We start from the raw sequence: 23,715 nt of genomic DNA, 5'->3' as shown, positions 1-23,715 counted from the left end.
CTCTGACGGGGCGACTTCGTCACTCCTTAGCGTGAATCTTCATGAAGCGTGTTCGTGTTGTAGTGGCGTTAGCAGGGGCCCTGACCCTGACGCCAATCCCTGCCACAGCGGCGACACCAGCGTTCAGCCTGTCCGGCGGCGTGTCCGCGCCGATCCACTCGATGGCCGACGCGGTCCGGGAGACGGTCTACGTCGACTCCGGGCTCGATCTCGACGGCGACGGCACCCGTGACCGGGTGACCGCCGACATCATCAGGCCGTCCACGACCGGGCGCGTGCCCGTGATCATGGACGCCAGTCCCTACTACCAGAGCGCCGGGCGCGGCAACGAGAGCGAGGTCAAGACCTACGACTCCGCCGGGCTGCCGGTGAAGTTCCCGCTCTTCTACGACAACTACTTCGTCCCGCGCGGCTACGCCGTCGTGCTGGTCGACTTCCTCGGCACGAACCGGTCGCGTGGCTGCGTCGACGTCGGCGGTCAGTCGGAGATCGCCTCCGGCACGGCCGTGATCGACTGGCTCAACGGCCGCAAGACCGGCTACTCGACCCTGACCGGCACCACCACGAAGACCGCCTCCTGGTCGACCGGTGCCGTCGGCATGATCGGCAAGTCGTGGGACGGCTCGATCGCGAACGGCGTCGCGTCGACCGGGATCGACGGGCTCAAGACCATCGTGCCGATCGCGGCCATCAGTTCCTGGTACGACTGGTTCCGCTCGGACGGCGTCGCGTACCCCGGTTACAGCTCGCCGACCGGACTGGGTTCGCAGTTCGAGAACTCCAACGCGCGCTCTCGGTGTGGTGCGGTGCGCACACAGATGACGAACGGTTCTCCCGCCAACGGCGACTACACGGCGATGTGGCAGACACGGGACTTCGTGCGCAACGCGTCGAACGTGAAGGCGTCCATCTTCGCGATCCACGGGCTGAACGACCTCAACGTGAAGACGTTGCAGTACGGCCAGTTCTGGGACGCGGTGCCCGCCTCCGTGCCGAAGAAGCTCTGGTTCTCGCAGACCGCGCACGTCGACCCGTTCGACTTCCGGCGCAGCGAGTGGGTCCCGACGCTGCACCGGTGGTTCGACCGCTGGTTGCTGAACGTGCAGAACGGGATCGAGAACGAACCGCAGATCTCTTCGGAACGTGCGCCCAACCAGTGGGTGGACGACCAGACGTGGCCGCCTTCAGGCACCGTCAGCACCGTGCTGCGTCCTTCTTCTTCGGGACTCGGCACGGCGCCAGGCACCGGCACAGCCGCATTCACCGACAACGGCAACGCGACGCCGTCGACCTGGCTCTCCGGCTCGAACACCGGCCGGGTGCTCTACTCGACGGCCGCGCTGACCTCTGACCTGCGCGTAGCGGGCACGTCGTCGATCACGGTGGGGGTGTCGTCGTCGACACCGACCGCGCACCTCACGGCGTACCTCGTCGACTACGGACCGGCGACGGTGCGTACGGGCGAGGGCATCCGGACCCTGAGCACGGAGTCGTGCTGGGGCGAGAGCCGCACGGGCGACGACGCCTGTTACCGCAACACGGAGGCCACGACGGGCAACGTCGACGCGCAGATCATCGCGCGCGGCTGGGCGGACCTCGCCAACTACCAGTCGCTCTCGACTCCGCGCACGATCACGCCGGGAACCAAGTACCGCATGACGTTCCGACTGTCCACAACGGACCACGTGATCCCGGCGGGGCACCGGCTGGGCCTGCTCATCGGCGGCACCGACTCGAGCGCGATCGTGCGCCCGAGCCAGCTGCCGAGGCTGACCGTCGACCTGGCGGACACCTCGGTGCGGATCCCGTTGCAGGGCTCGGTGCCGGCCGCCTCCACGGCTCCGCTGATCGCCGGCAGCGTTTCCGCTGGTACGAAGAGCGAGCTGGGCTAGCACACCGGAGTGTCGGTGCTGCTCGCTAGCATCGGCGCCATGGGTTCAACCGACCACGGAGATGCGCTGCAGGTCCTGCAGCGCATCTTCGGGTACCCCGAGTTCCGCGGCGATCAGGCCGCCATCGTCGAGCACGTGGTCGCGGGTGGCGACGCGCTCGTGCTCATGCCGACCGGCGGCGGCAAGTCCCTGTGCTATCAGGTGCCCGCCCTGGTGCGGCCCGGCACGGGCGTGGTGATCTCCCCGCTCATCGCGCTGATGCAGGACCAGGTGGAGGCGTTGCGCGCCCTGGGCGTGCGCGCGGGCTTCCTGAACTCCTCGCTGTCCTGGGACGAACGCCGGATGGTCGAGGCCGAGTTCGTCAACGGCGAGCTCGACCAGGGCGAGATCGCGCTGTTCGCGATCGACGAGGCGCACTGCGTCTCCCAGTGGGGCCACGACTTCCGGCCCGACTATCTCTCGCTCACGCACCTGCACGAACGCTGGCCGAAGGTGCCGCGGATCGCGCTCACCGCCACCGCGACGGAGGCGACGCGCAAGGAGATCCTCACGCGCCTGGAGCTGAACGAGGGGCGTCAGTTCGTCTCCAGCTTCGACCGGCCGAACATCCAGTACCGCATCGTCGGCAAGAAGGAGCCGAAGAAGCAGCTGCTGGACCTGTTGCGCAGCGAGCACCAGGGCGACGCCGGCATCGTCTACTGCCTGTCCCGCTCGTCGGTCGAGAAGACGGCGGAGTTCCTGGTGGCCAACGGCATTCCCGCGCTGCCGTACCACGCGGGCCTCGACTCGTCGGTCCGTCAGCGCAACCAGGCCCGGTTCCTGCGCGAGGACGGCCTGGTCATGGTCGCGACGATCGCGTTCGGCATGGGCATCGACAAGCCGGACGTCCGTTTCGTGGCCCACCTCGACCTCCCGAAGTCGGTCGAGGGCTACTACCAGGAGACGGGCCGCGCCGGCCGCGACGGTCTCCCGTCCACGGCCTGGCTCGCCTACGGCCTGCAGGACGTGGTGCAGCAGCGCAAGATGATCGAGTCCTCGGAGGGCGATCTCGCGTTCCGGCGCCGGTCACAGGCTCACCTCGACGCGATGCTCGCCCTCTGCGAGACCATCACGTGCCGCCGCACCAGGATCCTCGAGTACTTCAACGAGTCCGGCGTCCCCTGCGGCAACTGCGACACCTGCCTCACGCCGCCCGAGTCGTGGGACGGCACGGTTGCCGCGCAGAAGGTCCTCTCCACGGTCTACCGGCTGCGCAAGGAGCGCAACCAGAAGTTCGGCGCCGGTCAGATCATCGACATCCTGCTGGGCCGCAAGACCGCCAAGGTCATCCAGTTCGACCACGACCAGCTCAGCACGTTCGGCATCGGCGAGGACCTGAACGAGAGCGAGTGGCGCGGCGTGGTCCGCCAGCTCCTCGCCCAGGGCCTGCTGGCCGTCGAGGGCGAGTACTCGACGCTGGTGCTCACCGAGGCGAGCACCGAGGTCCTCGGCCGCAAGCGCGAAGTCAAGATGCGCAAGGATCCGACGCCTGTCCGCTCGACGACGCGCACGGCGTCCTCCTCCGGCGCGGCCAAGGTGAAGGTGGATCTCCCGGCCGACGCGGGCCCGCTCTTCGAAGCGCTGCGCGAGTGGCGGGCCCAGCAGGCCCGCGAGCAGAGCGTCCCCGCCTACGTGATCTTCCACGACGCCACGCTGAAGTCCATCGCGGCGTCACGTCCCGGCTCGCTCGCTTCGCTGGGCGCGGTGAGCGGCGTCGGCCAGGCCAAGCTCACGAAGTACGGCGAGCAGATCCTGGAGGTCGTGGCGGCCGGCGGGCCCGCACCCGCCGCGGCCGCGCCTGCCGCCGCCCAGCCCCCCAAGTCCAAGCCGAAGACCACGACCACCGGCGGGGCGGCGTGGGGCTCCGGCGACGCTGTGGACGAGTGGCCGGAACCGGAGGAGCCCGACGAGCCGATGGACTGGTGACCGGGTCAGGTCACCCTCTCGATCTGGGCGCGCTTGATCACGTTCTTCCCCGATTCCCCGACCAGGTCGAAAGCCGCGCTGTTCAGCACGACGCAGCCCGTTCCGACACCGACGATCTGCACGGTCGTCTGCTTTCCGTTGTCCAGATTGGTCACCCGCACCGAAGTCCCCACCGGAAGCTGCGACGAGAACGCCCCGGGAGCTCCGCCGACGGCCGACAATCCGACGGTCGCGCCGTCGCAGACGACCTGGCCCACAGTCCCGGAAGCCCGCACGCGGGAAGTGGGAGTCCGGGTGGTGGGTGTCGGAGCCGGCGCGTTTCCGACGATCTCCACCCGAATGCGCCGAAGAACGCTGTCCACTCCGTTCTGACCTGTTTCGGCGGACCAGAGTGAATCGAACGCCGCGGTGTTCAGCACCGCGCAGCCTGTCGACGTCCCGGTGACCGAGGCGGTGATAGCCCGCCCGTTGGCGGGATTCGAGAGCCGCAACAACGTCCCGACCGGGAACTGGTCCGACAGCACACCGGCGGGCCCTTTCGAGTTCGCTGTTCTCACCTGCTGCCCGGAACACACCTCTTTGCCCGCCACCCCCGACTGCGACGTGGAGCCGCCGGAGCCGGCAAGGGCGAAGGCCGTACCTCCGATCGCCGCGACGACCGAAAAAACCCCGGCCCCCGCGATCCAGCCCTTCGACCAGCGCATGCGCAACACCCGACCTCTCTGTCAGGCCGTACGGCCCGCAGATGGTGAAGGTTCAACGACGCGTGGCTCGAAGCAGCGCTGTCGGGTCGCACGACGCCAAATGGTCGCGCAGGGCGACGTGGGCGAAGCGGTACTCGCCGTCGACACGGGTGAGCAGCAGCCGGTCCTGTGCGAGGTGGAGCAAAGCCTTGCGGCGGAAGGACAACTCGCCCAGTGAGAGGGGGCGCGTGACACCCTCCGCGGCGACCTCGGCGAGCGCGTCGAACGGCCAGACGTAGTCGCGGGCGGCAGTCGGGGTTACCAGCAATCCCAGTGCCACTCCCAGTGCGGTTCCCCAGGACCCCACCGCGCCGATCCCACCCAGCAGACCGACCGTGCCGAGGACCGGAACAGCCGGCTGCACCCACCACGGGCGCCCCAGACGCATGCGTTGCTGTTGCACCGGGCGCACCGTGCTCCACACACGTCCGACGGCTGCGGCGAAAACTCCGCCCGCCACGCCTGCGGAGAAGCCGACGCCCATGCCCGCCAGCACCACGTACGGGCCGGTCCAGATCATCGAGACACCCGGAGCGGCGGCGATCAGCACCGCCCACGGCACAGGAGCGGAACCCGGTACAAAACCCAACGCCAAGAAGAATGACGCCACCACCACGAATACATACGCCACGAGGTAGGGCCACGGCGTGCCGATTCCGCCCAGCCACAAACCAGCGAGCCCTACCAGCAATCCCGCGAACGCTCCGGCCAGGAATCCCAGTGCGGCAGTCAGAATGCCGTGTGCGCGTCCCGGCGGGTGAAAGACGTGCGGCAGTCTGTTGACCAATACGAGCAACGAAGACGCGGCGACCACGAACACCAATGCGGGCCACAATCCGAGGCGCAGTCCCGTCATGAACGCAACGGCGCACACCCCACCGGCATATGCGGCAGGCACCGCGCGCACGAACAGCAACCACAACGGACGCGTCGGCAGCAGCGGAAGCCACACACGGCGGTGAGGCATGTGCACGGGTGCGCCGAGGTCCGGCCGCCCCAACCGTGCGAGGAGCTTCAACGCGCGAATGGTGGGGCCCGCGCCGCGTTGGCTGGAAAGCCTTTCCACGACGAACGAACCCACGAAGTCGGTGCCGATCGCGTCGACCTGCTTGTCCAGGTGCGTCAGCGCCAGCAGGTTCAGCGCCAGCGGCGAGTCCAGCCGCTCCCAGATCGCCGGGGTGAGCGCTGCCTCCAGGCTGTCGAGCCTGGGGCTGACCGAAGCGATGTACTCGAGAACCTGACCGCGCGACAGCGGCTCGACGAACACCGAGGGCAGGTTCTCGATCGGGTCCGTCGAGGTCACGACCGAGGCGAACGGCGCGAGTTCGGACTCGCAGAGCGCGCGGTCGACACGCGGCACCTCGTCCAGACCGTCGATGAGCACGGCCACGCGCTCGCGGCGCAGCCAGATCGTGCCCGCCGAGCGGCTGATGCCGTAACGGCGGTTCAACTCCTTCAACAACCACGCGGTGAACTCCGTGGGCTTGCGAGTGCCGTACGCACGCCACGTCGCCAAGTCCACGACCACGGGAATCGGCGCCTCGGGGTCGTTGCGCGCCCGCTCGACCAACACCAGACACAGTTCGCGCAACAAAGTCGACCGCCCGCTGCCGACCGGTCCGATCAGAACCATGCTGTGGCCGAGGCGGTCGTAGACGGCTTCCAGATTCGGCGAGGAGATTTCCTCGCCCTCGACCCGCACGGAGAGCTTGGGCTGCTGCAGGACACCGAGCTTGATCTGCGTCTGGGCGGCCAGCGAGGCGGTCAGCAGCGTCTTCACCCGCGACTCGACCCGGTCGAGCGCGGCGGCGCGGTTGCTGGTCTCGTGACCGCGGACACGTTCCCAGAGCGCGAGACCGATCGCGACGAGCACCATCGCGCCCACCGCGGGCCACAACCACCGGCCGAAATCGCCGAAGAACCCCGGGACGGGCCCACCGGTGCTCACGCTGATTGCGGCCGGGAGCAGTAACACAACGGTGACCAGGCACAACGCGGCCAACGCTGTCAGCCGTGCCGCCCTCGTCACCCCGCTCGGATCCACCGTCACCTCCGCGATCCCGGCGAACGACGGTAACCGGGTCGCCGGGATCGCGGAAGTGATTCCAATCCGGCGTAACTCACACGCGAACCACGCTGCTCGCGTGACTACTGCTGTTGCTGCTGCTCGCCGCCGAAGTTCCGGAGGCCTTCCTTGAGCTTGTCCTCGCCCTTGTCGATGTGCTCGCTGTGCTTGCCGCCGGTCTTCTCGTCGGCGAACTGGCCCGCACGCTCGACACCCTGATCGACCTTGTCACCGTGCTGGCCGATGAGGTCCTTGGCCTTGTTCTTCAACTCGTCGAATCCCATGACTGCATTACCTCCCTATGTAGTTCGGGTACCCGGTCTTGGATCCGATACACGTCGCTGGATCGAGTGAAGTGCGACCACCGGGCTCACCGCGCCGCGCCGACGCCCTCGCACTCGCCATCTCGGCCTTTCCCAGCCCCTGCAACGTGTTCGCGCCCGTCAGTGTGGCGATGATGAGACTGACTCCCAGTGCCCCGGCGGTGCGTCCTAGTCCGAGACCGTGGACCTGCCGGTGAAGGACCGCGCCATGCTCGCCAACGCGCTCGGCAGGATCACACTCACGGTGAAGCCACAGACGGCCAGCCGACGTACAAGCATTGCGTCGAGAAGGAAAAGGGATCAGGAACGTGTGATCCGTTAAAACTTGCCCGGCCACCAATGCTGCACTAGGAAACGCGCATGAGGCGAATCGCAGCTGGACTGGCAGTGGCAGCGCTGGCCGTTGGTTTCATCACGACGGGCACCGCGTCCGCCGAGGTTCAGACGGCCCGGCCCGACTGCGGCTACACCGCGACCCCGGAGGAGCCCGCGGCTCGCCCGGTGTCGATCCCGCAGGACCCGTGGTTCACCAAGGGCAAGGTCCTGGTGAAGGTGAAGACCAGTCAGGGCGACATCCCACTGGTGCTCGACCGCGCCAAGGCGGCGTGCACCGCGCACAGCTTCATCCACCTGGCGCACCGCGGCTTCTACAACCAGACCGAGTGCCACCGGCTCACCGCCTACCCGACGCTCAAGGTGCTGCAGTGCGGCGACCCGTCCAGCACGGGCGAGGGAGGCCCCGGCTACAAGTACAAGGACGAGCTGCCGACCGACCTGCAGCCCGCGCCGAACGACCCGACCGGCCTGCGCCGCATCTACCCGCGCGGCACGCTCGCGATGGCGAACGCCGGCCCCGACACGAACGGCTCGCAGTTCTTCCTGGTGCAGTCGGACTCGATCCTGCGTCCGAACTACACGGTGTTCGGCCAGATCCTGCCCGAGGGCCTGAAGACCCTGGACAAGATCGCGGCCGGTGGCATCGCCGGTGAGGACCCGCTCGACGGCCGCCCGAACGTCAAGTCCGAGCTGAAGTGGGTGCTCCCGCTCGGGATCTAGTGCGAGGCCCAGCCCGTGAGCGCGCCGTAGAACGCGTCGGAGAGCCGCCGGACCACCTGCTCGTCAGGTAGTCCGGCGGTTTTCGTCAGGTCGAGGATCTCCCGCGGGGCGAACAACGCGTTGTGCAGAAACCGTGCCACGTTCAACAAAGCGTCCGGCAGCGCCAGGTCGATCAGCACACCGCGCAACGCCTGGTCCCACGCGCTGCACGACAACGCTGCCGTGGCCTCGCCGCACTGCAGCCGTTCCAGAAATCCTCGCTGCGACGAGAACCGCGCTATCACCGGGCCGTGCAGGTTCTGCAGCTTCACCCAGCGCGTGGCTTGGTGTTCGAACAGTTCCTTGCCGGTCTTGCGAGACCGTTCGCCGTGTTCGACCAACGACGCCATGACGTCTTCGTGGTAGGCCACCACGAGCGCTTCCACCGACGGAAAGTGCCGATACGCCGTCGCTTGCGAAAGCGCGGCCTTGCGCGCGATCGACTGCATCGTCGCCGTTGCTGGTTCAGCCCGCAGGACGTGCGTCGCGGCATCCAGCAATCGCTTGCGGTTGCGACGCGCGTCACTGCGGCTGTTTGTCTCCTCCGGCAGAACGTCCTCCCACCCGCGAACCCCGTTGCGGAGTGCAGGATAGGGCGAACGATCAACGAAATGATGCGATTCCGGTCAACGCGTGGCCGATGGATAGCAGGTGGATGTCGGAAGTGCCCTCGTAAGTAAGTACGGATTCCAGGTTGTTCGCGTGACGCAAGGGCGAGTACTCCAGTGAGATGCCGTTCGCGCCGAGGATGGTCCGGCTTTCCCGCGCGATCGCGATGGCCGACTCGACGTTGTTGTACTTGCCGACGCTGATCTGCTCGGGCTTGAGCGTGCCGGCCTCCTTGAGCCTCGCGAGGTGCAACGCCAGCAGCATCGAGTTGCTGACCTGCACCGTCATGCTCGCGAGCTTGCGCTGGGTGAGCTGGAACGCGGCGATCGGCTGGTCGAACTGGATACGCGTGCCGGCGTAGCGCAGCGCCGCCTGCAACGAATCCCGCGCGGCGCCGACAGCGCCGAACACGATCCCGAACCGCGCCTCGTTCAGACATGTGAGCGGGGCGCGCAAGGAAGTCGCGAGCGGCAGCCGGGCACTTTCCGGCAGCCGCACGTCCTCCAGGATCAACTCGGAAGTGACGGATGCTCGCATTGACAGCTTCTGCTTGATGTCCCGCGTCGAGAATCCCGGGGTGCCGCGAGGAACGAGGAATCCTCGAATTCCGTCCTCGGTCCGCGCCCACACCGTCGCCACGTCCGCGAGACCACCGTTGGTGATCCACATCTTGGTGCCGTTGAGCACCCAGTCCGCGCCGTCGCGCACGGCCCGCGTGCGCATGCCCGACGGGTTCGAGCCGAAGTCCGGCTCGGTCAGTCCGAAGCACCCGATCGCCTCACCGGCGGCCAGGCGGGGCAGCCACTCCTGCTTCTGCTCCTCCGACCCGTACTTCCAGATCGAGTACATCGACAGCGAACCCTGCACGGACACGAAGCTGCGGATGCCACTGTCCACTGCCTCCAACTCCAGGCAGGCGAGCCCGTACGCGAGCGCCGACGTGCCCGCGCACCCGTAGCCCTCCAGGTGCATGCCCAGCACGCCGAGCTTGCCGAGTTCCTGCGCCAGTTCGCGCGGCAGGATGCCCTCCTCGAACCACGAGGCGATGTGCGGCCGGACGTGGTCGGTCAGGTACTGCGCGACGGTGGCCTGGATGTCGCGCTCCTCGTCGCCCAGCAACGACGGGATGTCCAGCAACTGCAACGGGTCCTGCACTTCACTGCTCCAGCTTCGGCGGGCGCAGCCGGTAGGTCACCGGCGTGCGCGACAGGCGGATGGGGTTCGCGACGAGCGTCATGTCGTCGATCGTCGCGGTCGGGGCGAGGTCCAGCGACTCCGCCAGCGCGAACGCGCGCGCGACATCGTTGACGGGACCGCACGGAACGCCCAGCGGCGTCAGCGTCTCGAACCAGTGCTGCGCCGGGCGCGTCCGCAGCCGTGCCGCGAGCACCTCGAACAGCTCGTCCACGTGCTCCACCCGGTCGGAGTTCGTGACGAACCGCGAGTCCGTGGCCAACTCCGGCACGTCCAGCACCGAGCACAACCGGCGGAACTGCCGGTCGTTGCCCACCGCGAGCACGATCGGCTGGTCGGCCGTCGGGAACACCTCGTACGGCGCGATCGACGGATGCCGGTTGCCCATCGGTTTCGGCACCGAGCCGGCCAGCGTGAAGCCAGCGCTCTGGTTCACCATGCTCGACAGCAGCACCGTCAGCAGGTCGAGCTCGACGAGCTGGCCCAGCCCCGTCGCCTCCCGGTGCCGCAACGCCGCCAGGATCCCGACGCACGCGTGCAACCCGGTCAGCACGTCGACCAGCGCCACCCCGGTCTTCACCGGCTCGTACGGACCGGGCCCGGTCACGCTCATCAACCCGCCCACGGCCTGCACGAGCAGGTCGTAGCCGGGCAGGTCCGCGCCCTTGCCCGCACCGAACCCCGAGATCGAGCAGTAGACGAGGTCGTCCCGCCCGAGCGACTCGTAGTCCAGCCCGAACTTCTTCATCGTGCCCGGCTTGAAGTTCTCGACCACGACGTCCGCCCGCGCGATCAACTCGCGCGCCTTCTCCCGGCCCGCCTCCGTCGACAGGTCGATCTGCACCGACGTCTTGTTCCTGTTGACGGACAGGAAGTACGTCGCCTCGTCCTGGTAGTGCGGCGGACCCCACGTGCGGGTCTCGTCGCCCCTGCCGGGCCGCTCGACCTTGACCACCTCGGCGCCGAGGTCGCCCAGCATCATCGTCGCGTAGGGCGCCGCCAGCACCCGGCTGAAGTCCGCGATCACCACGCCTTCGAGCGAGCTCATGCGACCCGCCCCCGCAGCCTCATCGCGGCCAGCACGCGTTCCTGCGCCAGCTCGCGCGCCGCCACATGTGTCGTGGTGCCACGACTTCTCGCCTCGACGATGACGTTCGCCGCGTTCGCCCTCAGCTTCGAGGACACGGCCTCCAGCACCGTCGCGGGGTTCACCGGGAACGGCGAGTACCGCGCGTCCATGGCGAACGCCGCCGCGACCACGCCGCCGGCGTTCGCGATGAAGTCCGGCACGACCGCGATCCCGCGCTCCGCGAGAACCTCCTGCGCCGCAGCGGAAGTCGGCAGGTTCGCGCCCTCGACCACCAGGGTGGTGTCGAGCTCGCCCGCGAGTTCCGCGTCGATCACGTCCTGCAGCGCCGCCGGCACCAGCACGTCGCACGGCACACGAAGTTCGGCGCCGAGTTCGCGGACTTCGCCGTACTCCCTGACCGCGAGATCACCGAACTCGTCCCGCAGCTTCAGCAGTCGTGCGACGTCCAGACCGCCGGCGTCGACCAGCGCTCCGTGCACCGAGGACACGGCGACGACGACCGCGCCGAGTTCGGCGAACCGCTTCGCCGCCGCGGCGCCGACCGCGCCAAAACCTTGTACCGCCACGCGTTTACCGCGCAGCTCCATCAGTTCGTCCGCCACCTCGGCCACGCCGTACCCGGTGACGCCCAGCTCGTCGTACGGAAGACCGCCGAGTTGAGCCGGTGCGCCCATCATAGCGCCGCGGTCCGACAGTTCGTCCTGGACGATCGCGGCATCCCGTTCGGTGAGGCCCATGTCGAGCCCGAGCACGTACTCGCGCGGCACCTCGTTGGAGAGCTTGCGCGCGAACGCCCGCAGCGCCGCTTCCTTGCCAGGAGAGGAAGGATCGAACACGATCCCCGCCTTCGCGCCGCCGAAGAACAGGTCGACCCCGGCCCACTTCCACGTCATCACGCGCGCGAGCCGGGCGATCTCCGCGACCGTCACGTTCGGAGTCATCCGCGTGCCGCCCTTGCCCATGCCGCGCGCGGTGTTGTCGATGACGAGCACGCCTTTCATGCCGGTGCGCCGGTCGGACACGCAGACGACCTTCTCCGGCCCCCACTCGTCCATGAGCTCGAGTACGTCCATCACAGTCCTCACACGCAGTTGAGTTCCGGCCGAGCCTGGTCGGCGGCGAATCTGGAGGCGTCCAAACTGGACACGTCGACGAAGGGCTCGCGGCCGAGCACGAGGTCGCGCACGACCTCGCCGACCGCGGGGCCCTGCAGGAAACCGTGCCCGGAAAAGCCCGTGGCGTAGAAGAACCGGCCTGCCGAGCCGATCAGCGCATTGTGGTCCGGCGTCACCTCGTACAGCCCGGCCCACCCGTCGCGCACGCCCACGTCCAGCAGCCTCGGCGCGCGTCTTCCGATCGCCTCGGTCAGCCTGGGCAGCCACGCGTCGGACATGTCCAGCTTGAAACCCGGTGTCTCGTCCGGGTCGGACATGCCGAACAGCAGCCCCCGGCCCTCGCGGTGGAAGTAGAAGGTGCTGCCGAAGTCGATGGTGAACGGCGTCACCCGATCGTGTAGCTCCGGCATGGCCTCGGTGAACATGATCTGTCGTCGCAGCGGGGAAACCGGCAGGTCAACGCCCACCATCTCGCCGATCTCCCGCGACCACGCGCCCGCCGCGCAGACCAGATTCGGCGTCGAGACGGCGCCGCGGTCGGTTTCGACGCGAAAAGTGTCAGACCCCGTTCCTACGATCGATCTCACGGTGGTTCTGGTGTGCAGACGGGCACCGAATCGGCGGGCCGCGGTGGCGTAACCGAGGACGACGGACTCAGGCGTGCAGTGCCCGTCGTCTGGAGAGAAGGTCGCCGCGAGCAGGCCGTCCGTCTCGATCAACGGCGACATCCGCCGGGCTTCCTCGACAGTCAGCATTCGACTGCGCACGCCGAGGGAGTTCTGGAGGTCGACGTTGCGCTCGAACGCCGTCACGTCGTCGTCGGAGGAGAGGAGGAACAGATAGCCCACCTGGTGCAGGTCGATCTCCTGCCCGGGGCGCTGCGGAAAGCGCTGGAACAGTTCGATGGATCGAGCTCCGAGCCTGATGTTCAGTTCGTCGGAGAACTGGGCGCGCACTCCACCCGCTGCCTTGCAGGTGGAGCCGGACCCCAGGTCATCCCGCTCCACGACCACGACATCCCGGACTCCTGCCTCGGCGAGGTGAAAAGCGATGGATGTGCCCATCACCCCGCCGCCGATGACGACGACCTCCGCTTGAGCAGGCAGCTCAGGCGAGGCGGTAGTCAAGGTTCGCCTCGATCGCGAGAGTGTCCATCTGCGCCTTCTGCAGCTTCCCCGAGTAGTCCCAGTTCATGGACTGCCAGCGGGTGAACTGATCGAGCACCCACACGCCCGACTGCCGGGAGCCGTTGCCGCTCTTGCCGTTACCGCCGAACGGCAGGTGCGCCTCGGCCCCGGACGTCGAGTTGTTGACGCTCACCATTCCGGCGGAGATGCCGGCGCGGAACCGGAAGGCCTTGTTCGGGTCCGTGGTGTAGATCGAGCACGACAGGCCGTAACCCGGCTTGTTGCCCAGCTCGATCGCCTCGTCCAGGTCCGAGTACTTCATGACGCCGACGAGCGGCCCGAACGTCTCCTGCAGGAACAGTTCGTCGTCGTCGTGCACACCGGAAACGATTGCGGGGTGGTAGAAGAAGCCGTTCTCGCCAGTGAAGCCGTCGCGCGGGCTGGCAGCCGAGATGCGGCCGGTCGGGCCGTGCACCGTGTGGTGCTCGCCGATCCAGCCCAGGTACTTCTCGTACGCCAGTGCGAACTTCTCGTCCAGCAACGGTCCATAGAGGACGTCGGTGGCCGGGTCGCCCACGGCGGCGCCGGCGACGGCCTCGACGAACCGGGTCAGGAACTCGTCGTACACCGACTCGTGCACGATCGCCGTGCCGAGCGAGGTGCAGCGCTGGCCCGCGGAACCGAAGCCGGCGAACAGCGCGCCCTGCACGGCCAGGTCGAGGTCCGCGTCCTCGGTGACGACCATCGGGTTCTTGCCGCCCAGTTCCAGGCACGGCGTCTGGAGGTGGCGTCCGCACAGTTCGCCGATGCGCACACCGACCTCGCTGGACCCGGTGAAGCCGACCTTGTCGACGAGGCCCTGCCGCAGCGACTGTTCAAGGCCGTCGAACGTCTCCGAGCCCTCGGCGAAGACGATCTCGAACACGCCGGCCGGAATGCCGGCGGCCTGGAACACGTCGTAGAAGGCCTGGGCCGACGCGGCGGAGTACTCGGCGGGCTTCCACACGACCGAGTTGCCGCAGAGCAACGCCGGGATGATGTACCAGGACGGCACGGCGACCGGGAAGTTGCCGGCGGTGATGATCGCCGCGACGCCGACCGGGTTGCGGAACGTGAAGAGCTGCTTGTCCGGCATCTCCGAAGGGACCGTCTGCCCGTAGAGGCGGCGGCCCTCGCCGACGAAGAAGTTGGCGGTGTCGACGATCTCCTGCACCTCGCCGCGGGCCTCCGCGATCGGTTTGCCGATCTCGCGGGTCACGAGCTGGGAGAGGGGTTCGAAGTTCGCCTCGACGAGCCGGCCGATGTTGCCGATGACCTGGCCGCGCACGGGCGCGGGCACACGTGCCCAGGCGCGTTGTGCGGCCTTGGCGCGTTGTGCGGCGGCCACGAAGTCGCGGCTGGTCCCGAGCTCGATCTCGGCGACCACGTCGGAGGTGTTCGACGGGTTCGTGGAGATGTAGGGCATGCATCCACCCTGGTAGGCGCGCTGCCGATGCGCCAGAGGTTGCAGAATGAAACCTCGCGACGGCGAGCATAAGCTGACCTGGTGCTCAACCCGGTTCATCTCCGCACGCTCGTCGAGGTCGTGAAGGCGGGGTCCTTCGCCGAGGCGGCCCGCCGTCTCGGCTACACGTCGTCGGCCGTGTCACAACAGATCTCGGCGTTCGAGCGTGCGGTCGGCGTGACGCTCTTCGAACGCGAGGCGCACTCGATCAGGCCGGCCGCAGCCGCCCTGCTGATCGCCGACCGCGGCGGCGAACTGCTCGCCGCGTTCGACGGGTTCGAGCACGAGGTGAAGGCGATGGTGCAGGGGCTGCGAGGCCGCCTGCGGATCGGCACGTTCCCCACGGCGAGCTCGCGGGTGGTGCCGAAGGCGCTGGCGAGGCTGCAGGCGGAGCTGCCGGGTGCCGAGATCCGCCTGGACGAGGCGGAACCGGACGACGTGCTGCCGCTCGTGCTGGCCGGTGAGCTCGACCTCGCGCTGGTGTACGCGTACGACCTGGTGCCGCGCACGTGGCCGGAAGAACTGACCGTGGTGCCGTTGCTGGACGAATCGCTCCTGGTGATGGTTCCGGCGGAGCACCCGGCCGCGAAGAACAACGTCAGGCTCGAAGACCTCAAGGACGAACGCTGGATCGCCTCGCGTGACGGCACCTCCGGCGCCGTCTGCCTCACCCGCCTCTGCGCGGCGGCGGGGTTCGCGCCCAAGATCGCCTTCCGCAGCAACGACTACGAGGTCGTGCAGTCGCTCGTGGCGGCCGGCGTCGGCGTCGCGCTCGTGCCCGCGCTCGGCTACCGCGAGCTGGCAGGCACGCACGCGATGCCGTTGCGCCACAAACCTTTGCGCAGGCACGTGCACGTGGTGCACCGCACCGCGAACACCAACCCGCTGCTGCGCGACGCGGTGACCGCGCTGCGGGAGGTCTGCCAGAACACCGTGGGTGGCTACATAAGCCAGCCATGACGGATGGACGGTCCGGTGATGCTGGCCCGGCGCGCTTGTTGCCAGCCGGATGCGACGAACCGGTCAGGCACGCGAGCACGACCTACTACGAGCGTGGCCGGATCGTCTCGATGAAGTTCCCGGCGAACTCGGCGGCGGGCGAACGGGTCGTCACGACCAACCACGCGGTCAACGGTGATCCGCTGGCGTCGACGGTGACCGACCACAACGGCACCGTCACGACGAAGGTCGACCTGCTCGGCCGCACCGTCGAGTACACCGACGTGCACGGCGCGGACGGAGACCAAGTACGACCAGGCCGGTCGCTCCACTTCCGAGAAGGTGAACCTGCCCAACGGCGGTGCGCAGACCACGACGTCGACGTACGACGACTCGGGCAAGTTGCTCGCCGTGTCGCTCGACGGCGAGACTCTCACGTCGGTCACCTACGACGCGGCGGGTGAGATCTCGTCGGTCGACTACGCCAACGGTTCCTCGCTGGTGTCGATCGGCAAGGACGCCGCCGGCCGGGCGACGTCGAACAGGTGGCGGACCAGCACCGGCGCTGAGATCGTGTCGGCGGTGACCCGCACCCGTGCGGGCACCATCGTCGACGAGAGCCTCGGTGGTGTGGACGCACGGCCTGGCGGGCCGAACTGCGTCTACGACTTCGCCTCGAACGCCCCGACCGGGTGCGTGGCAGGTGCGGCCGGCAACGCGGGTCTCAACGGCAACCCGCGTGCGATTGCTGGATCAGACGACGGCAGGTGTCCAGGAGACCTGTTACTGCTACGACGGCCGATCGCTTGCTCGGCACAGTCGGCGCCAACGCGGTGACGAACGTCAAGTACGACAAGCACGGCAACACGACCGAGTACACCGTTGCCGACTCCACGACGCACCTTTCGTGGGACACGGTGGCCCGCAACCTCGGCGTGAAGTCGGTGGGCGCGGACCCGGCGGACCTCGTGCTCGACACGAACAAGCAGCTGCTGACGCGGTCTATCTTGCTGCCCGGCGGTGTGCTGCTAACGATCAAGGGTGACGACAGGTCGTACGACCAACCGTCGGTGCGCGGCGACCTCAGCCTCACCACCGGCAAGACCTGCGCCCAGGTCGGCGCGTTGCGCACGTTCACGCCGTTCGGCGAGCCGTTGACGACCGAGGGCACCGTTGACCCCGACAACGTGCCGGACAACATGCCCGGCCAGATGGACAACGGCTGGCTCGGTCAGCACCAGCGGTTGTACGAACACGCGGGTGCGCTCGCCATCGTGCAGATGGGCGCCCGTCCGTACAGCCCGCTGCTCGGCCGGTTCCTGTCCGTCGACCCGGTCGTTGGCGGATCCGCCAACGACTACGACTACGCCAACGGCAATCCGATCAACGAGCTGGACCTCGACGGCAAGTGCTCGTGGAGCCCGTTCTCGTGGGGCAAGTGCATCCGGAAGGCGGCTGGTGCGGCCAAGCGGTTCTACCACCGCAACGAGGACACGATCCGCCTGATCGGCAAGGTCGGGGCGTATGTCGCGGGTGCTGTCGGTGTCGCGGCCTGTGGTGTCTCGGTCGTCTGCGGTATCGCGGTCGGTGTGGCGGCCGGGTTCGCGGGCTATGCGTCCACGAACGCCGGAAAGAGCAGCTGGTCGTGGAAGGAGGCCGCGGTCGACACCGGCCTCGGTGCGATCGGAGGTCGTGGAAGCGTCTGGGGGATCCGTCGCCTCAACGCGGCGGCTCCGGGGAGACACGCCAACGTCGCGAAACATGCCAAGAAGGGACCGTATGTCGTCTACCGCAACCACAAGTGGGGTCAGAAGAACTGGCACCGCAGGTGGTGGTGAGATGGTCGGGCGATAGGTGACAGACAGACAGTCGCGGCACCGGAGTTGGAGGTAGGGAGCCCTTGTTGCCGAAGATGACGGTGCTGCGACTGTTGGTCTTCGCGGCCTTGGTGATCGGTTGCACGCTGGCGTACGAGGCGCTCCCGGCGCCGGAACGTTCGCTGACCGTGTTCGTCGTGATGTTCGCCGGACCGATTCTGTTGCGCTACTGGGCGAACCAGGATTCGGTCGGGCGGAAGCCCGCGGACGGCTCACGGTCCGAAGCGCTCATGGCGCCCGGCGTGGGTCGTCAGGTCTGGCGCGTCCGGCTGTGGGTTCGGATCGTCGCCGTTGTCGTGCCGCTGGTGGGGCTGCTGTTCGTGTTCCAGCCGCGGTTGCTCAATCCCGAGTGGACCGACGGTCTGCCAGTGGTGGAACTGGTCGTCGTGGTGCTGTTCTACGTGGCCTTCGGGTTCGCGGCGTGGGCAGCGTTCCGATCCCGGCTCGAGCTCGACGAGAGCTGGGTCCGCGTCACGAATCCTTGGGAGAGCAAGGTGTTCCTGCGTTCGGCAGTGAGGAGCGCACGGCAGGGTTCACGCGGCGTGGAGTTCGTGCTCGACGACGGCAGCGTGGTCACGGCGTTCGCGTTGCAATGCGTCGGTTCGCCGGATGCCGACCCGCCACCTCGGTGGGTCGCGGCCGCCAGGGCCGTCACCGGGCGGGATCCGGTGACGGAGTAGGTGGCTACTCGCCGGTCTGGCCGTCCGCGAGTTCGCGGAGCAGGTCCAGATGGCCCACGTGGCGCGCGGTCTCCTGTGCCACGTGGGCCAGGATCCATCGCACGGTGCGCTCGCCGTCCGCCGCCGTGGCGTCGGGATCGAGCTTCTTCAGCGCCTCGGCGTTCGCCCATTCCTCGCGGTAGGCCTGGATGAGCGACGCCGGGGTGTCGTCGTCCTCGAGGTTCCAGGACGGGTCCGGGTCGCCCTTCCACAGCGACGGCAGGTCGAGGCCCGCGCCCGCGATGCACAGCCAGTAGCGCTCGACGGCCGTGAGGTGTTTGAGCAGGCCCAGCGCCGTCAGCTTCGGGGACGTGGCGATCAGGGCTGCCGCCGCCTGGTCGCGGGTCAGGCCGTCGACCTTGAGCACGGCGGTCTTGCGGAGGAAGTCCAGGAACTCCCAGGCGAGCGTGCCTTCGTCGGTGGCGAGCTTCTCGGGCCAGGTTCGGGTCACCGGGCGAGTTTCTCAGCCTTCGTCGCCGCGAGGAACGCGGTCCACGCATCAGGTCCGAGCGTGATGTGGGTGGCCGGAGCCTTGCTGTCCCGCACGCCGACGCCTTGACCGACCTCCACGCAGTCCGTGCCGTTGACGCTGTAGGTGCTCTTCCGCCACTCGGTCATCTGACGTGCCCCCTCATGAGGTCATGCGTTCGATCAACTCCTTCGATTGTTCCGCATCCAACGCGGCTCGGTCGAGGGAGCTCACGATGGTCTTGTACGCCTTGGCAGAGTCCTTGTCGTCCAGGAAGACGGCGTGGTTCTCGGCGTCGATGAACACGACCGGTTCCAGCTTGTCGAACGTCATGAGGGTGAACGATCCCGCCAGACCCGCGTGCGCCCCCAGCGACGTGGGTAGGACCCGATAGGTGATGTACGAACGGACTCCCATGGTCATCAGATGGTGCAACTGGTCGGACATGACCTCGGAACCGCCGACGGGCAGGCGCAGAGCCTGCTCGTGGATGTAGAACGTCATGGTGCAGCGGCGCCTGAACAGTTGCTGTTGGCGAGCGGCCCGAGCTGCGACGCGTTCGTCTGCCTCCGTCTGCGGTGTGTTCGGATTGCTCTCGATCAGCGCGCGGAAGTAGTCCGGTAGCTGGAGCGGTCCGGGGATCAGGTTCATGCTCCAGCAGATGATTTCGGTGGCGACTGCTTCGTGCTCGCTGAGCGTGCGAGGCAGAACCGGTTGCCTTTCGCCGTGGACCTGGAGCCAGCCGGAACGGTCGGCCTCGCGGAACATCGTCACCAGGTGGTCGGACTCCTCCAGCGGGGTTCGGCAGATGCCCAGCAGGCGGATGAGGTCGTGCTCGCTGATGCCGCCTTTGCCGTTCATCAGGTCGGACAGCTTGGCGGGATCCCAGCCGGCGAGTTGCGAGGCGCCGCGTCCGGTCAGGCCCGCGCTTTCGATGGCCGCGCGTATGCCCGCGCCGAACTCTCGCCCTCGTACCGTGGAGTCTCTCTTTGGCATGAAATGAAGCTAGGGCCAGACATCGGTTATTTCCAACAGGTTCGGCCGAATTCAGCCGAAGAGGGGTCGGTGTTGGAACTCGTCCAACGTCCTAAGTGGTCAGTGGTGTTTCAGTAGTAGTGGCGCAGCTTCGGCCAGAAGGATTCCCATGGTTCCGTTGGGGCCGTGCACAGCTTTATCTCCGTGCCGTCTTCCTCGTTCTCCACGGGGTTGTGGTGCTGGGCGACGACCTGGCAGTCGTCGAACGGCGGTTGGCTGAAGCCGACCAGCAGGACCTTGGTGCTGGTGGGCTGCGGCGGTCCCCAGTCGTAGAAGGACATGTGGCCGGAATAGGTGTGGATCTCGGTGTAGGCCTCGATCGCGCCTGCCTGGCCGTAGTTGCGGGTGATGACGACGGGGCGGTCGTTCTCGAACCACGCGTCCTGGACGGTGAGGGCCAGTTCGCGCCAGCCGACCTGTTCGCCTTGTTCGGGGTTGATGGCGATGACCGGGCCCAGTGCGCTGGGCGGCAGGATCGGCAGCGAACCCACCAACGCGGGAATGACGCTCAGGGCCACCAGGACACTGCCGATCGCCCTGCGGCGCAACAGCCATTCCTGCGCTTGGCGCGCGCCCGCCGCCATCAGCACCAGAAGTAGCGGGACGGCGTAATAGGGCTTGCCTCCGGTGACGAGGCACAGCGCGCAGAGGATCGGGTAGGCGAGGGCGATCGAGCGGAAGGTCCTGTCGCGCCACAGGTTTCGGAAGCCGACCAGCCACACCGGGACCAGGAGCGGTGACAGCATCACGATCTGCATCGGGACGAACATGATCCGGTTCTCGGTGCCGTCGTCCTCGCTGATGCCGCGGGCGACGGTGAGCAACGGGAAGTCGTGCAGCGCCTGCCACGCCACGACTGGAGCCGCGATCACGGCGCACGCGGCGATGCCCGCGGCCAGCCACCAGGTGCGCAGGACGGTGCGCGGGCCGACGGCCAGCAGTGCGATCGCCATGGCTGCCAACAGCAGGAGCAACAACCACTTGTTGGCCAGGCCCACGCCGGCGGTCGCGCCCAGGGCGAGCCACCAGCGGCCGTCGCCGGTTTTCAGGAGCTTGATCGCGAAGTAGCCGATGAGCGTCCAGATCAGCAGGTCGACGGTGGCGGTGGAGAGCATGTGGCCCACGGCCAGGACGAACGTCGACGTTGCCGAGGCTGCGGCCGCGAACGTGGAGCCGCCGCCCAGTTCCTTGGCGATCAACGCGACCACGACCGTGATGGCGAGGGCCAGGAGGGTCGCTGCCACGCGGAGGCCGACCGGGGTTTCGCCGAACGCCGCCGTCGTCAGGCGGGCGAGGATCGGGGTGATCAGGGGCTGGTCGACGTAGCCCCAGTCGGGGCGTTTGCCCGCCGCGATGAAGTAGAGCTCGTCGCGGTGGAAGCCGTAACGGCCCGACAACGCGGTCAGCACCACCGCCTGCACGGCGAGCACGATCCCCAGCCCACGTCCCATGAACGGGAAGGTACTCAGGGGGTGCCTGATCAGGTGGCGTTTTTGCGGTACCAGCGCGGGGAGGTGGTGATCGGTGGTTTGAGGCTCGCGTTGACCACGATCATGGACGGGCCGGAAGCCTCGTCCAGAGCGGACCTGAGGTCGTCGAAGCCGTTCAGGGTGACCGCGGGGATGCCGAAGCTCTCGGCGAGCTTGGCGAAGTCCGGACGGGTCAGGTCGACGCCGCTGATGGTGTGGTTCGCGATCTGCTGGTCGTAGCGGAGCATGCCGTAGCCGCCGTCGTCCACGAGCACGACGGTGAGCGGCAGGCCTTCCTGTTTGAGGGTGGCGAGGTCGCCGCACGCGAAGAGGAAGCCGCCGTCGCCGACCACCGCGATCGTGCGGTGGCCGACGGCCGCGCCGATGGCCGCCGGGAAACCGAAGCCGAGCGTGCCCCAGCCGACCGGGTAGGCGAGTCCGCGAGGCTTCGTGACGTGGTGGAAGCCGCCGATCCAGTATCCGGGGATGCACATGTCGGCGACGATCGTGGCGTCGGTGCCTTCCAGTGCCCGCAACAGTTTCATGGCTTCGGGGGAGTCGGCCTCGGCCAGCGCGCGCACCTCGGCGTTGACCGCGTCGACGTCGACGGTGGCGTGTTTGGCGGTCACCTCGGCCACGAGTGCGGCGGTGACGGTGGCCGCATCACCTTCGATCGTGACGTCCGCCGGGTAGTTCTTGCCGGCCTCTGCCTTGTCGATGTTGACGGCCAGCAGGGCGCGCGGCTTCGGCTGCGACCAGTTCTGGGTCATCATGCCGTCGAAGTCGGTGCCGATCGCGATCACGAGGTCGGCGTCGTCCCACAGCTTCCCAACGGGCGGTGCGTGCACTGGGCCGCGCACGACGTGAGGGCTGTCCGTCAGGCCGCGTGCGCCGTACGTCGTGATGATCGGTGCTTGGAGTTTGGCGGCCAACGCGCCGATCGCGGGTCCGGCGCCGGATCGTGCCGCACCGCCGCCTGCCCAGATCAACGGCCGCTCGGAACGGGCGATGAGCTTCTCGGCTTCGGTGAGGTCGGCCGACGCGTGAGCGGGCGTGACTTTCGTGATGGTGTGGTGCGGGACCTCGGCGGACAGGAAGTCCGTTGGGACGCCCAGGTAAACCGGGCCGTGCGGGTTTTGGGTGGCCTGCTGGACGGCCCTGTCGGTGTAGGCGGCGATCTCCGGTGCGGACGGCACGTCGAACGACGCCTTGGTGACCGGCGTGAACATGGCCTTCTGGTCGCGCGTCTCGTGCAGCACGCCGCGGTACACGCCGGGCTGCCGGAGCGTCGACGGGATGTCCGTCGCGATCACGAGCACCGGGCTGCCCGACGCCCAGGCCTCGCCGGTGGCGCCCAGCGTGTTCGCCGCGCCGGGGCCGGTGGTCACGACCGCCACGCCGAGCTTGCCCGTGGCACGTGCGTAACCGTCCGCCGCGTAGACCGCTGTCTGTTCGTGGCGCACACCGATCATGCGGATGCCAGGGTGCTTCCCCAGTGCCTCCCAGATGGCGAGGTTGTGGACACCAGGCAGGCCGAACACCACCTCGACGTCGTGCGCGGCCAGGACGGTCAGCAAGCTCTCGGCACCCTTGGGCATGCGTCCGACGCTAAGGCTCGCTTACTGCCTGGACAACGGGTGCGCAGCAGGTCTGGTGCTCAGGGTCAGGCGCGGAACGGCTCGATCCGGAGTTCCGTCACGTTGTCCAGTCCACCTGGGACGGTGTGAACGTTCCGGTCCGCGAAACCTCGTTCGAATCGAGCGAAACGCAATTCGGGCCGGTGCGGCAGGGCACCGAATTCGGTGTGGTCGCCGCGTCTTTTCCTCCCGCGGGAGGATTTGGTTGCGCGGGTCGGCCGACAGTCGAGGTAGACCTGACGGCCGAACGGGACGTGCTGCGCCCGAGGTTCCGTCTGGTACGGCCCGGCCGCCGCTGGACGGCATTTCCTGCCTCCGCGCGGCTTTTGTTTCGAAGGATTCACGGCATCGTGAATTGGTCCCCGGTTGATTGACAGTTGAACTGTGTTCAGGGAGTGGCCCCTTGTGCCACGATGTGCGGCGACCGCACGACCTGGGGGTGGAGATGCTGTACTTCGGTGGGCTGTTCGGAGTGCTGATGATAGGACTGACGATCTTCGCTGTCGTGGACGTGATCACGACCGACGAAGGCTCGGTTCGCAATCTGCCGAAGATGATGTGGCTTCTTCTAGTCTTGCTGTTCCCGTTGGTGGGATCGATCGCGTGGCTCGTGGCGGGCCGTCCGGTGGTGGGGGCCGGACGTGCGCGTTTCGCGGCCTACGAGCGCGATGCTTCTGCTTTTCCCGAGTACGAACGGCCGGGACGGTTCGCGGCCACCGATGCTGACGACGATCAGGAGTTCCTGCGCCGCTGCCGTGAGCGCGCGGAGGAACAACGACGCAAGGGACGCGAGAACCAGTGAGGATTGTCCTGCTGTTCTTGGTTGTTCTGCTCGCCGGTTGTGGCGG

General features: G+C 67.8%; 23 protein-coding genes. 8 read left to right on the top strand and 15 right to left on the bottom strand.

Annotated elements, in window-relative coordinates; genetic code table 11:
• Nucleotides 1-41 precede the first annotated feature (41 nt).
• Complete coding sequence (locus tag ACIRG5_RS15940; protein ID WP_402905253.1) at nt 42-1,892, top strand: Xaa-Pro dipeptidyl-peptidase; 1,851 nt, start codon at nt 42-44, stop codon at nt 1,890-1,892.
• A gap of 39 nt (nt 1,893-1,931) precedes the next feature.
• Nucleotides 1,932-3,857 (top strand): DNA helicase RecQ, encoded by a 1,926-nt coding sequence (gene recQ, locus ACIRG5_RS15935; protein ID WP_402905251.1) that lies wholly within the window; start codon nt 1,932-1,934, stop codon nt 3,855-3,857.
• A gap of 5 nt (nt 3,858-3,862) precedes the next feature.
• Here recQ and ACIRG5_RS15930 read toward each other — a convergent pair whose 3' ends face one another.
• From ACIRG5_RS15930 to ACIRG5_RS15920, 3 genes are all read right to left on the bottom strand, one after another.
• The gene (locus tag ACIRG5_RS15930; protein WP_402905249.1) at nt 3,863-4,561 is read right to left on the bottom strand and encodes a hypothetical protein; all 699 of its coding nucleotides are present in this window, start codon (nt 4,559-4,561) and stop codon (nt 3,863-3,865) included.
• A 52-nt stretch (nt 4,562-4,613) separates the two neighbouring features.
• Nucleotides 4,614-6,650, bottom strand: coding sequence for an NACHT domain-containing protein (locus ACIRG5_RS15925; protein WP_402905247.1), 2,037 nt, complete (start codon nt 6,648-6,650; stop codon nt 4,614-4,616).
• Between the two features lie 98 nt (nt 6,651-6,748).
• A complete protein-coding gene (locus tag ACIRG5_RS15920) occupies nt 6,749-6,949 on the bottom strand; it encodes an antitoxin (RefSeq protein ID WP_093596979.1) in 201 nt (66 codons plus the stop codon).
• A 399-nt stretch (nt 6,950-7,348) separates the two neighbouring features.
• On the opposite strand from ACIRG5_RS15920, the gene ACIRG5_RS15915 reads away from it, so the two are divergent.
• A complete protein-coding gene (locus ACIRG5_RS15915) occupies nt 7,349-8,044 on the top strand; it encodes a peptidylprolyl isomerase (protein ID WP_402905245.1) in 696 nt (231 codons plus the stop codon).
• Here ACIRG5_RS15915 and ACIRG5_RS15910 read toward each other — a convergent pair.
• The 6 genes from ACIRG5_RS15910 to ACIRG5_RS15885 all read right to left on the bottom strand — a co-directional run bounded on the left by ACIRG5_RS15910 (nt 8,041) and on the right by ACIRG5_RS15885 (nt 14,683).
• Complete coding sequence (locus ACIRG5_RS15910) at nt 8,041-8,583, bottom strand: TetR/AcrR family transcriptional regulator (protein ID WP_402905243.1); 543 nt, start codon at nt 8,581-8,583, stop codon at nt 8,041-8,043. The genes ACIRG5_RS15915 and ACIRG5_RS15910 overlap by 4 nt on opposite strands.
• Nucleotides 8,584-8,686: 103 nt before the next feature.
• A complete protein-coding gene (locus ACIRG5_RS15905; RefSeq protein ID WP_402905242.1) occupies nt 8,687-9,847 on the bottom strand; it encodes an acyl-CoA dehydrogenase family protein in 1,161 nt (386 codons plus the stop codon).
• A 1-nt stretch (nt 9,848) separates the two neighbouring features.
• Nucleotides 9,849-10,934: a CaiB/BaiF CoA transferase family protein gene (locus tag ACIRG5_RS15900; protein ID WP_402905241.1), complete on the bottom strand. Its 1,086-nt coding sequence runs from the start codon at nt 10,932-10,934 to the stop codon at nt 9,849-9,851.
• Nucleotides 10,931-12,049 (bottom strand): Glu/Leu/Phe/Val dehydrogenase, encoded by a 1,119-nt coding sequence (locus ACIRG5_RS15895; RefSeq protein WP_402905239.1) that lies wholly within the window; start codon nt 12,047-12,049, stop codon nt 10,931-10,933. The genes ACIRG5_RS15900 and ACIRG5_RS15895 overlap by 4 nt, the downstream gene beginning before the upstream one ends.
• Nucleotides 12,050-12,057: 8 nt before the next feature.
• Complete coding sequence (locus tag ACIRG5_RS15890; RefSeq protein WP_402906167.1) at nt 12,058-13,155, bottom strand: NAD(P)/FAD-dependent oxidoreductase; 1,098 nt, start codon at nt 13,153-13,155, stop codon at nt 12,058-12,060.
• Between the two features lie 43 nt (nt 13,156-13,198).
• On the bottom strand, nt 13,199-14,683 hold the full coding sequence (locus ACIRG5_RS15885) for an aldehyde dehydrogenase family protein (protein ID WP_402905237.1): 1,485 nt from the start codon (nt 14,681-14,683) through the stop codon (nt 13,199-13,201).
• 81 nt (nt 14,684-14,764) lie between these two features.
• On the opposite strand from ACIRG5_RS15885, the gene ACIRG5_RS15880 reads away from it, so the two are divergent.
• Nucleotides 14,765-15,682, top strand: coding sequence for a LysR family transcriptional regulator (locus tag ACIRG5_RS15880; protein WP_402905235.1), 918 nt, complete (start codon nt 14,765-14,767; stop codon nt 15,680-15,682).
• An 85-nt stretch (nt 15,683-15,767) separates the two neighbouring features.
• Here the strand turns inward: ACIRG5_RS15880 and ACIRG5_RS15875 are convergent, their stop codons facing one another.
• Nucleotides 15,768-15,941, bottom strand: a complete 174-nt coding sequence (locus ACIRG5_RS15875) for a hypothetical protein (protein ID WP_402905233.1) — start codon at nt 15,939-15,941, stop codon at nt 15,768-15,770.
• 62 nt (nt 15,942-16,003) lie between these two features.
• Here ACIRG5_RS15875 and ACIRG5_RS15870 point away from each other — a divergent pair, with 62 nt between their 5' ends.
• The 3 genes from ACIRG5_RS15870 to ACIRG5_RS15860 all read left to right on the top strand — a co-directional run bounded on the left by ACIRG5_RS15870 (nt 16,004) and on the right by ACIRG5_RS15860 (nt 18,218).
• Nucleotides 16,004-16,498 carry an RHS repeat domain-containing protein gene (locus ACIRG5_RS15870; RefSeq protein WP_402905231.1) on the top strand — a complete coding sequence of 165 codons (495 nt, stop codon included), beginning with the start codon at nt 16,004-16,006 and terminating at the stop codon, nt 16,496-16,498.
• On the top strand, nt 16,468-17,499 hold the full coding sequence (locus ACIRG5_RS15865; protein WP_402905229.1) for an RHS repeat-associated core domain-containing protein: 1,032 nt from the start codon (nt 16,468-16,470) through the stop codon (nt 17,497-17,499). The genes ACIRG5_RS15870 and ACIRG5_RS15865 overlap by 31 nt, the downstream gene beginning before the upstream one ends.
• Before the next feature lie 65 nt (nt 17,500-17,564).
• Nucleotides 17,565-18,218: a hypothetical protein gene (locus ACIRG5_RS15860; RefSeq protein WP_402905227.1), complete on the top strand. Its 654-nt coding sequence runs from the start codon at nt 17,565-17,567 to the stop codon at nt 18,216-18,218.
• 4 nt (nt 18,219-18,222) lie between these two features.
• On the opposite strand, the gene ACIRG5_RS15855 is transcribed toward ACIRG5_RS15860, so the two are convergent.
• The 5 genes from ACIRG5_RS15855 to ACIRG5_RS15835 all read right to left on the bottom strand — a co-directional run bounded on the left by ACIRG5_RS15855 (nt 18,223) and on the right by ACIRG5_RS15835 (nt 22,828).
• A complete protein-coding gene (locus ACIRG5_RS15855) occupies nt 18,223-18,708 on the bottom strand; it encodes a DinB family protein (RefSeq protein ID WP_402905225.1) in 486 nt (161 codons plus the stop codon).
• Entirely contained in the window at nt 18,705-18,875 is a 171-nt protein-coding gene (locus ACIRG5_RS15850) for a DUF397 domain-containing protein (protein WP_402905223.1), read from the bottom strand. Before ACIRG5_RS15850 ends, ACIRG5_RS15855 begins: the two co-directional genes overlap by 4 nt.
• A 13-nt stretch (nt 18,876-18,888) precedes the next feature.
• Nucleotides 18,889-19,722 carry a helix-turn-helix domain-containing protein gene (locus ACIRG5_RS15845; protein ID WP_402905221.1) on the bottom strand — a complete coding sequence of 278 codons (834 nt, stop codon included), beginning with the start codon at nt 19,720-19,722 and terminating at the stop codon, nt 18,889-18,891.
• A gap of 110 nt (nt 19,723-19,832) precedes the next feature.
• Nucleotides 19,833-21,212: an ArnT family glycosyltransferase gene (locus tag ACIRG5_RS15840; protein WP_402905219.1), complete on the bottom strand. Its 1,380-nt coding sequence runs from the start codon at nt 21,210-21,212 to the stop codon at nt 19,833-19,835.
• A 29-nt stretch (nt 21,213-21,241) separates the two neighbouring features.
• Nucleotides 21,242-22,828 (bottom strand): thiamine pyrophosphate-binding protein, encoded by a 1,587-nt coding sequence (locus ACIRG5_RS15835; RefSeq protein ID WP_402905217.1) that lies wholly within the window; start codon nt 22,826-22,828, stop codon nt 21,242-21,244.
• Nucleotides 22,829-23,312: 484 nt separating this feature from the next.
• Between ACIRG5_RS15835 and ACIRG5_RS15830 the strand changes: the two genes are divergently transcribed.
• Nucleotides 23,313-23,669, top strand: coding sequence for a PLDc N-terminal domain-containing protein (locus ACIRG5_RS15830; RefSeq protein ID WP_402906166.1), 357 nt, complete (start codon nt 23,313-23,315; stop codon nt 23,667-23,669).
• Nucleotides 23,670-23,715: the final 46 nt, after the last annotated feature.

The organism is Lentzea sp. NPDC102401, assembly GCF_044765805.1.
GTDB lineage: Bacteria > Actinomycetota > Actinomycetes > Mycobacteriales > Pseudonocardiaceae > Lentzea > Lentzea sokolovensis.
Note: the sequence above shows the minus strand (reverse complement) of the source record. Positions and strands in the feature narration are given on the sequence as shown.

Excerpts from the sequence above, each read along its gene's own strand:
- ACIRG5_RS15940 (WP_402905253.1), top strand. The coding sequence starts at position 42 with ATGAAGCGTGTTCGTGTTGTAGTGGCGTTAGCAGGGGCCCTGACCCTG.
- recQ (WP_402905251.1), top strand. The coding sequence starts at position 1,932 with ATGGGTTCAACCGACCACGGAGATGCGCTGCAGGTCCTGCAGCGCATC.
- ACIRG5_RS15930 (WP_402905249.1), bottom strand. The coding sequence starts at position 4,561 with ATGCGCTGGTCGAAGGGCTGGATCGCGGGGGCCGGGGTTTTTTCGGTC.
- ACIRG5_RS15920 (WP_093596979.1), bottom strand. The coding sequence starts at position 6,949 with ATGGGATTCGACGAGTTGAAGAACAAGGCCAAGGACCTCATCGGCCAG.
- ACIRG5_RS15915 (WP_402905245.1), top strand. The coding sequence starts at position 7,349 with ATGAGGCGAATCGCAGCTGGACTGGCAGTGGCAGCGCTGGCCGTTGGT.
- ACIRG5_RS15900 (WP_402905241.1), bottom strand. The coding sequence starts at position 10,934 with ATGAGCTCGCTCGAAGGCGTGGTGATCGCGGACTTCAGCCGGGTGCTG.
- ACIRG5_RS15895 (WP_402905239.1), bottom strand. The coding sequence starts at position 12,049 with ATGGACGTACTCGAGCTCATGGACGAGTGGGGGCCGGAGAAGGTCGTC.
- ACIRG5_RS15890 (WP_402906167.1), bottom strand. The coding sequence starts at position 13,155 with ATGGGCACATCCATCGCTTTTCACCTCGCCGAGGCAGGAGTCCGGGAT.
- ACIRG5_RS15885 (WP_402905237.1), bottom strand. The coding sequence starts at position 14,683 with ATGCCCTACATCTCCACGAACCCGTCGAACACCTCCGACGTGGTCGCC.
- ACIRG5_RS15850 (WP_402905223.1), bottom strand. The coding sequence starts at position 18,875 with ATGACCGAGTGGCGGAAGAGCACCTACAGCGTCAACGGCACGGACTGC.
- ACIRG5_RS15845 (WP_402905221.1), bottom strand. The coding sequence starts at position 19,722 with ATGCCAAAGAGAGACTCCACGGTACGAGGGCGAGAGTTCGGCGCGGGC.
- ACIRG5_RS15840 (WP_402905219.1), bottom strand. The coding sequence starts at position 21,212 with ATGGGACGTGGGCTGGGGATCGTGCTCGCCGTGCAGGCGGTGGTGCTG.
- ACIRG5_RS15835 (WP_402905217.1), bottom strand. The coding sequence starts at position 22,828 with ATGCCCAAGGGTGCCGAGAGCTTGCTGACCGTCCTGGCCGCGCACGAC.
- ACIRG5_RS15830 (WP_402906166.1), top strand. The coding sequence starts at position 23,313 with ATGCTGTACTTCGGTGGGCTGTTCGGAGTGCTGATGATAGGACTGACG.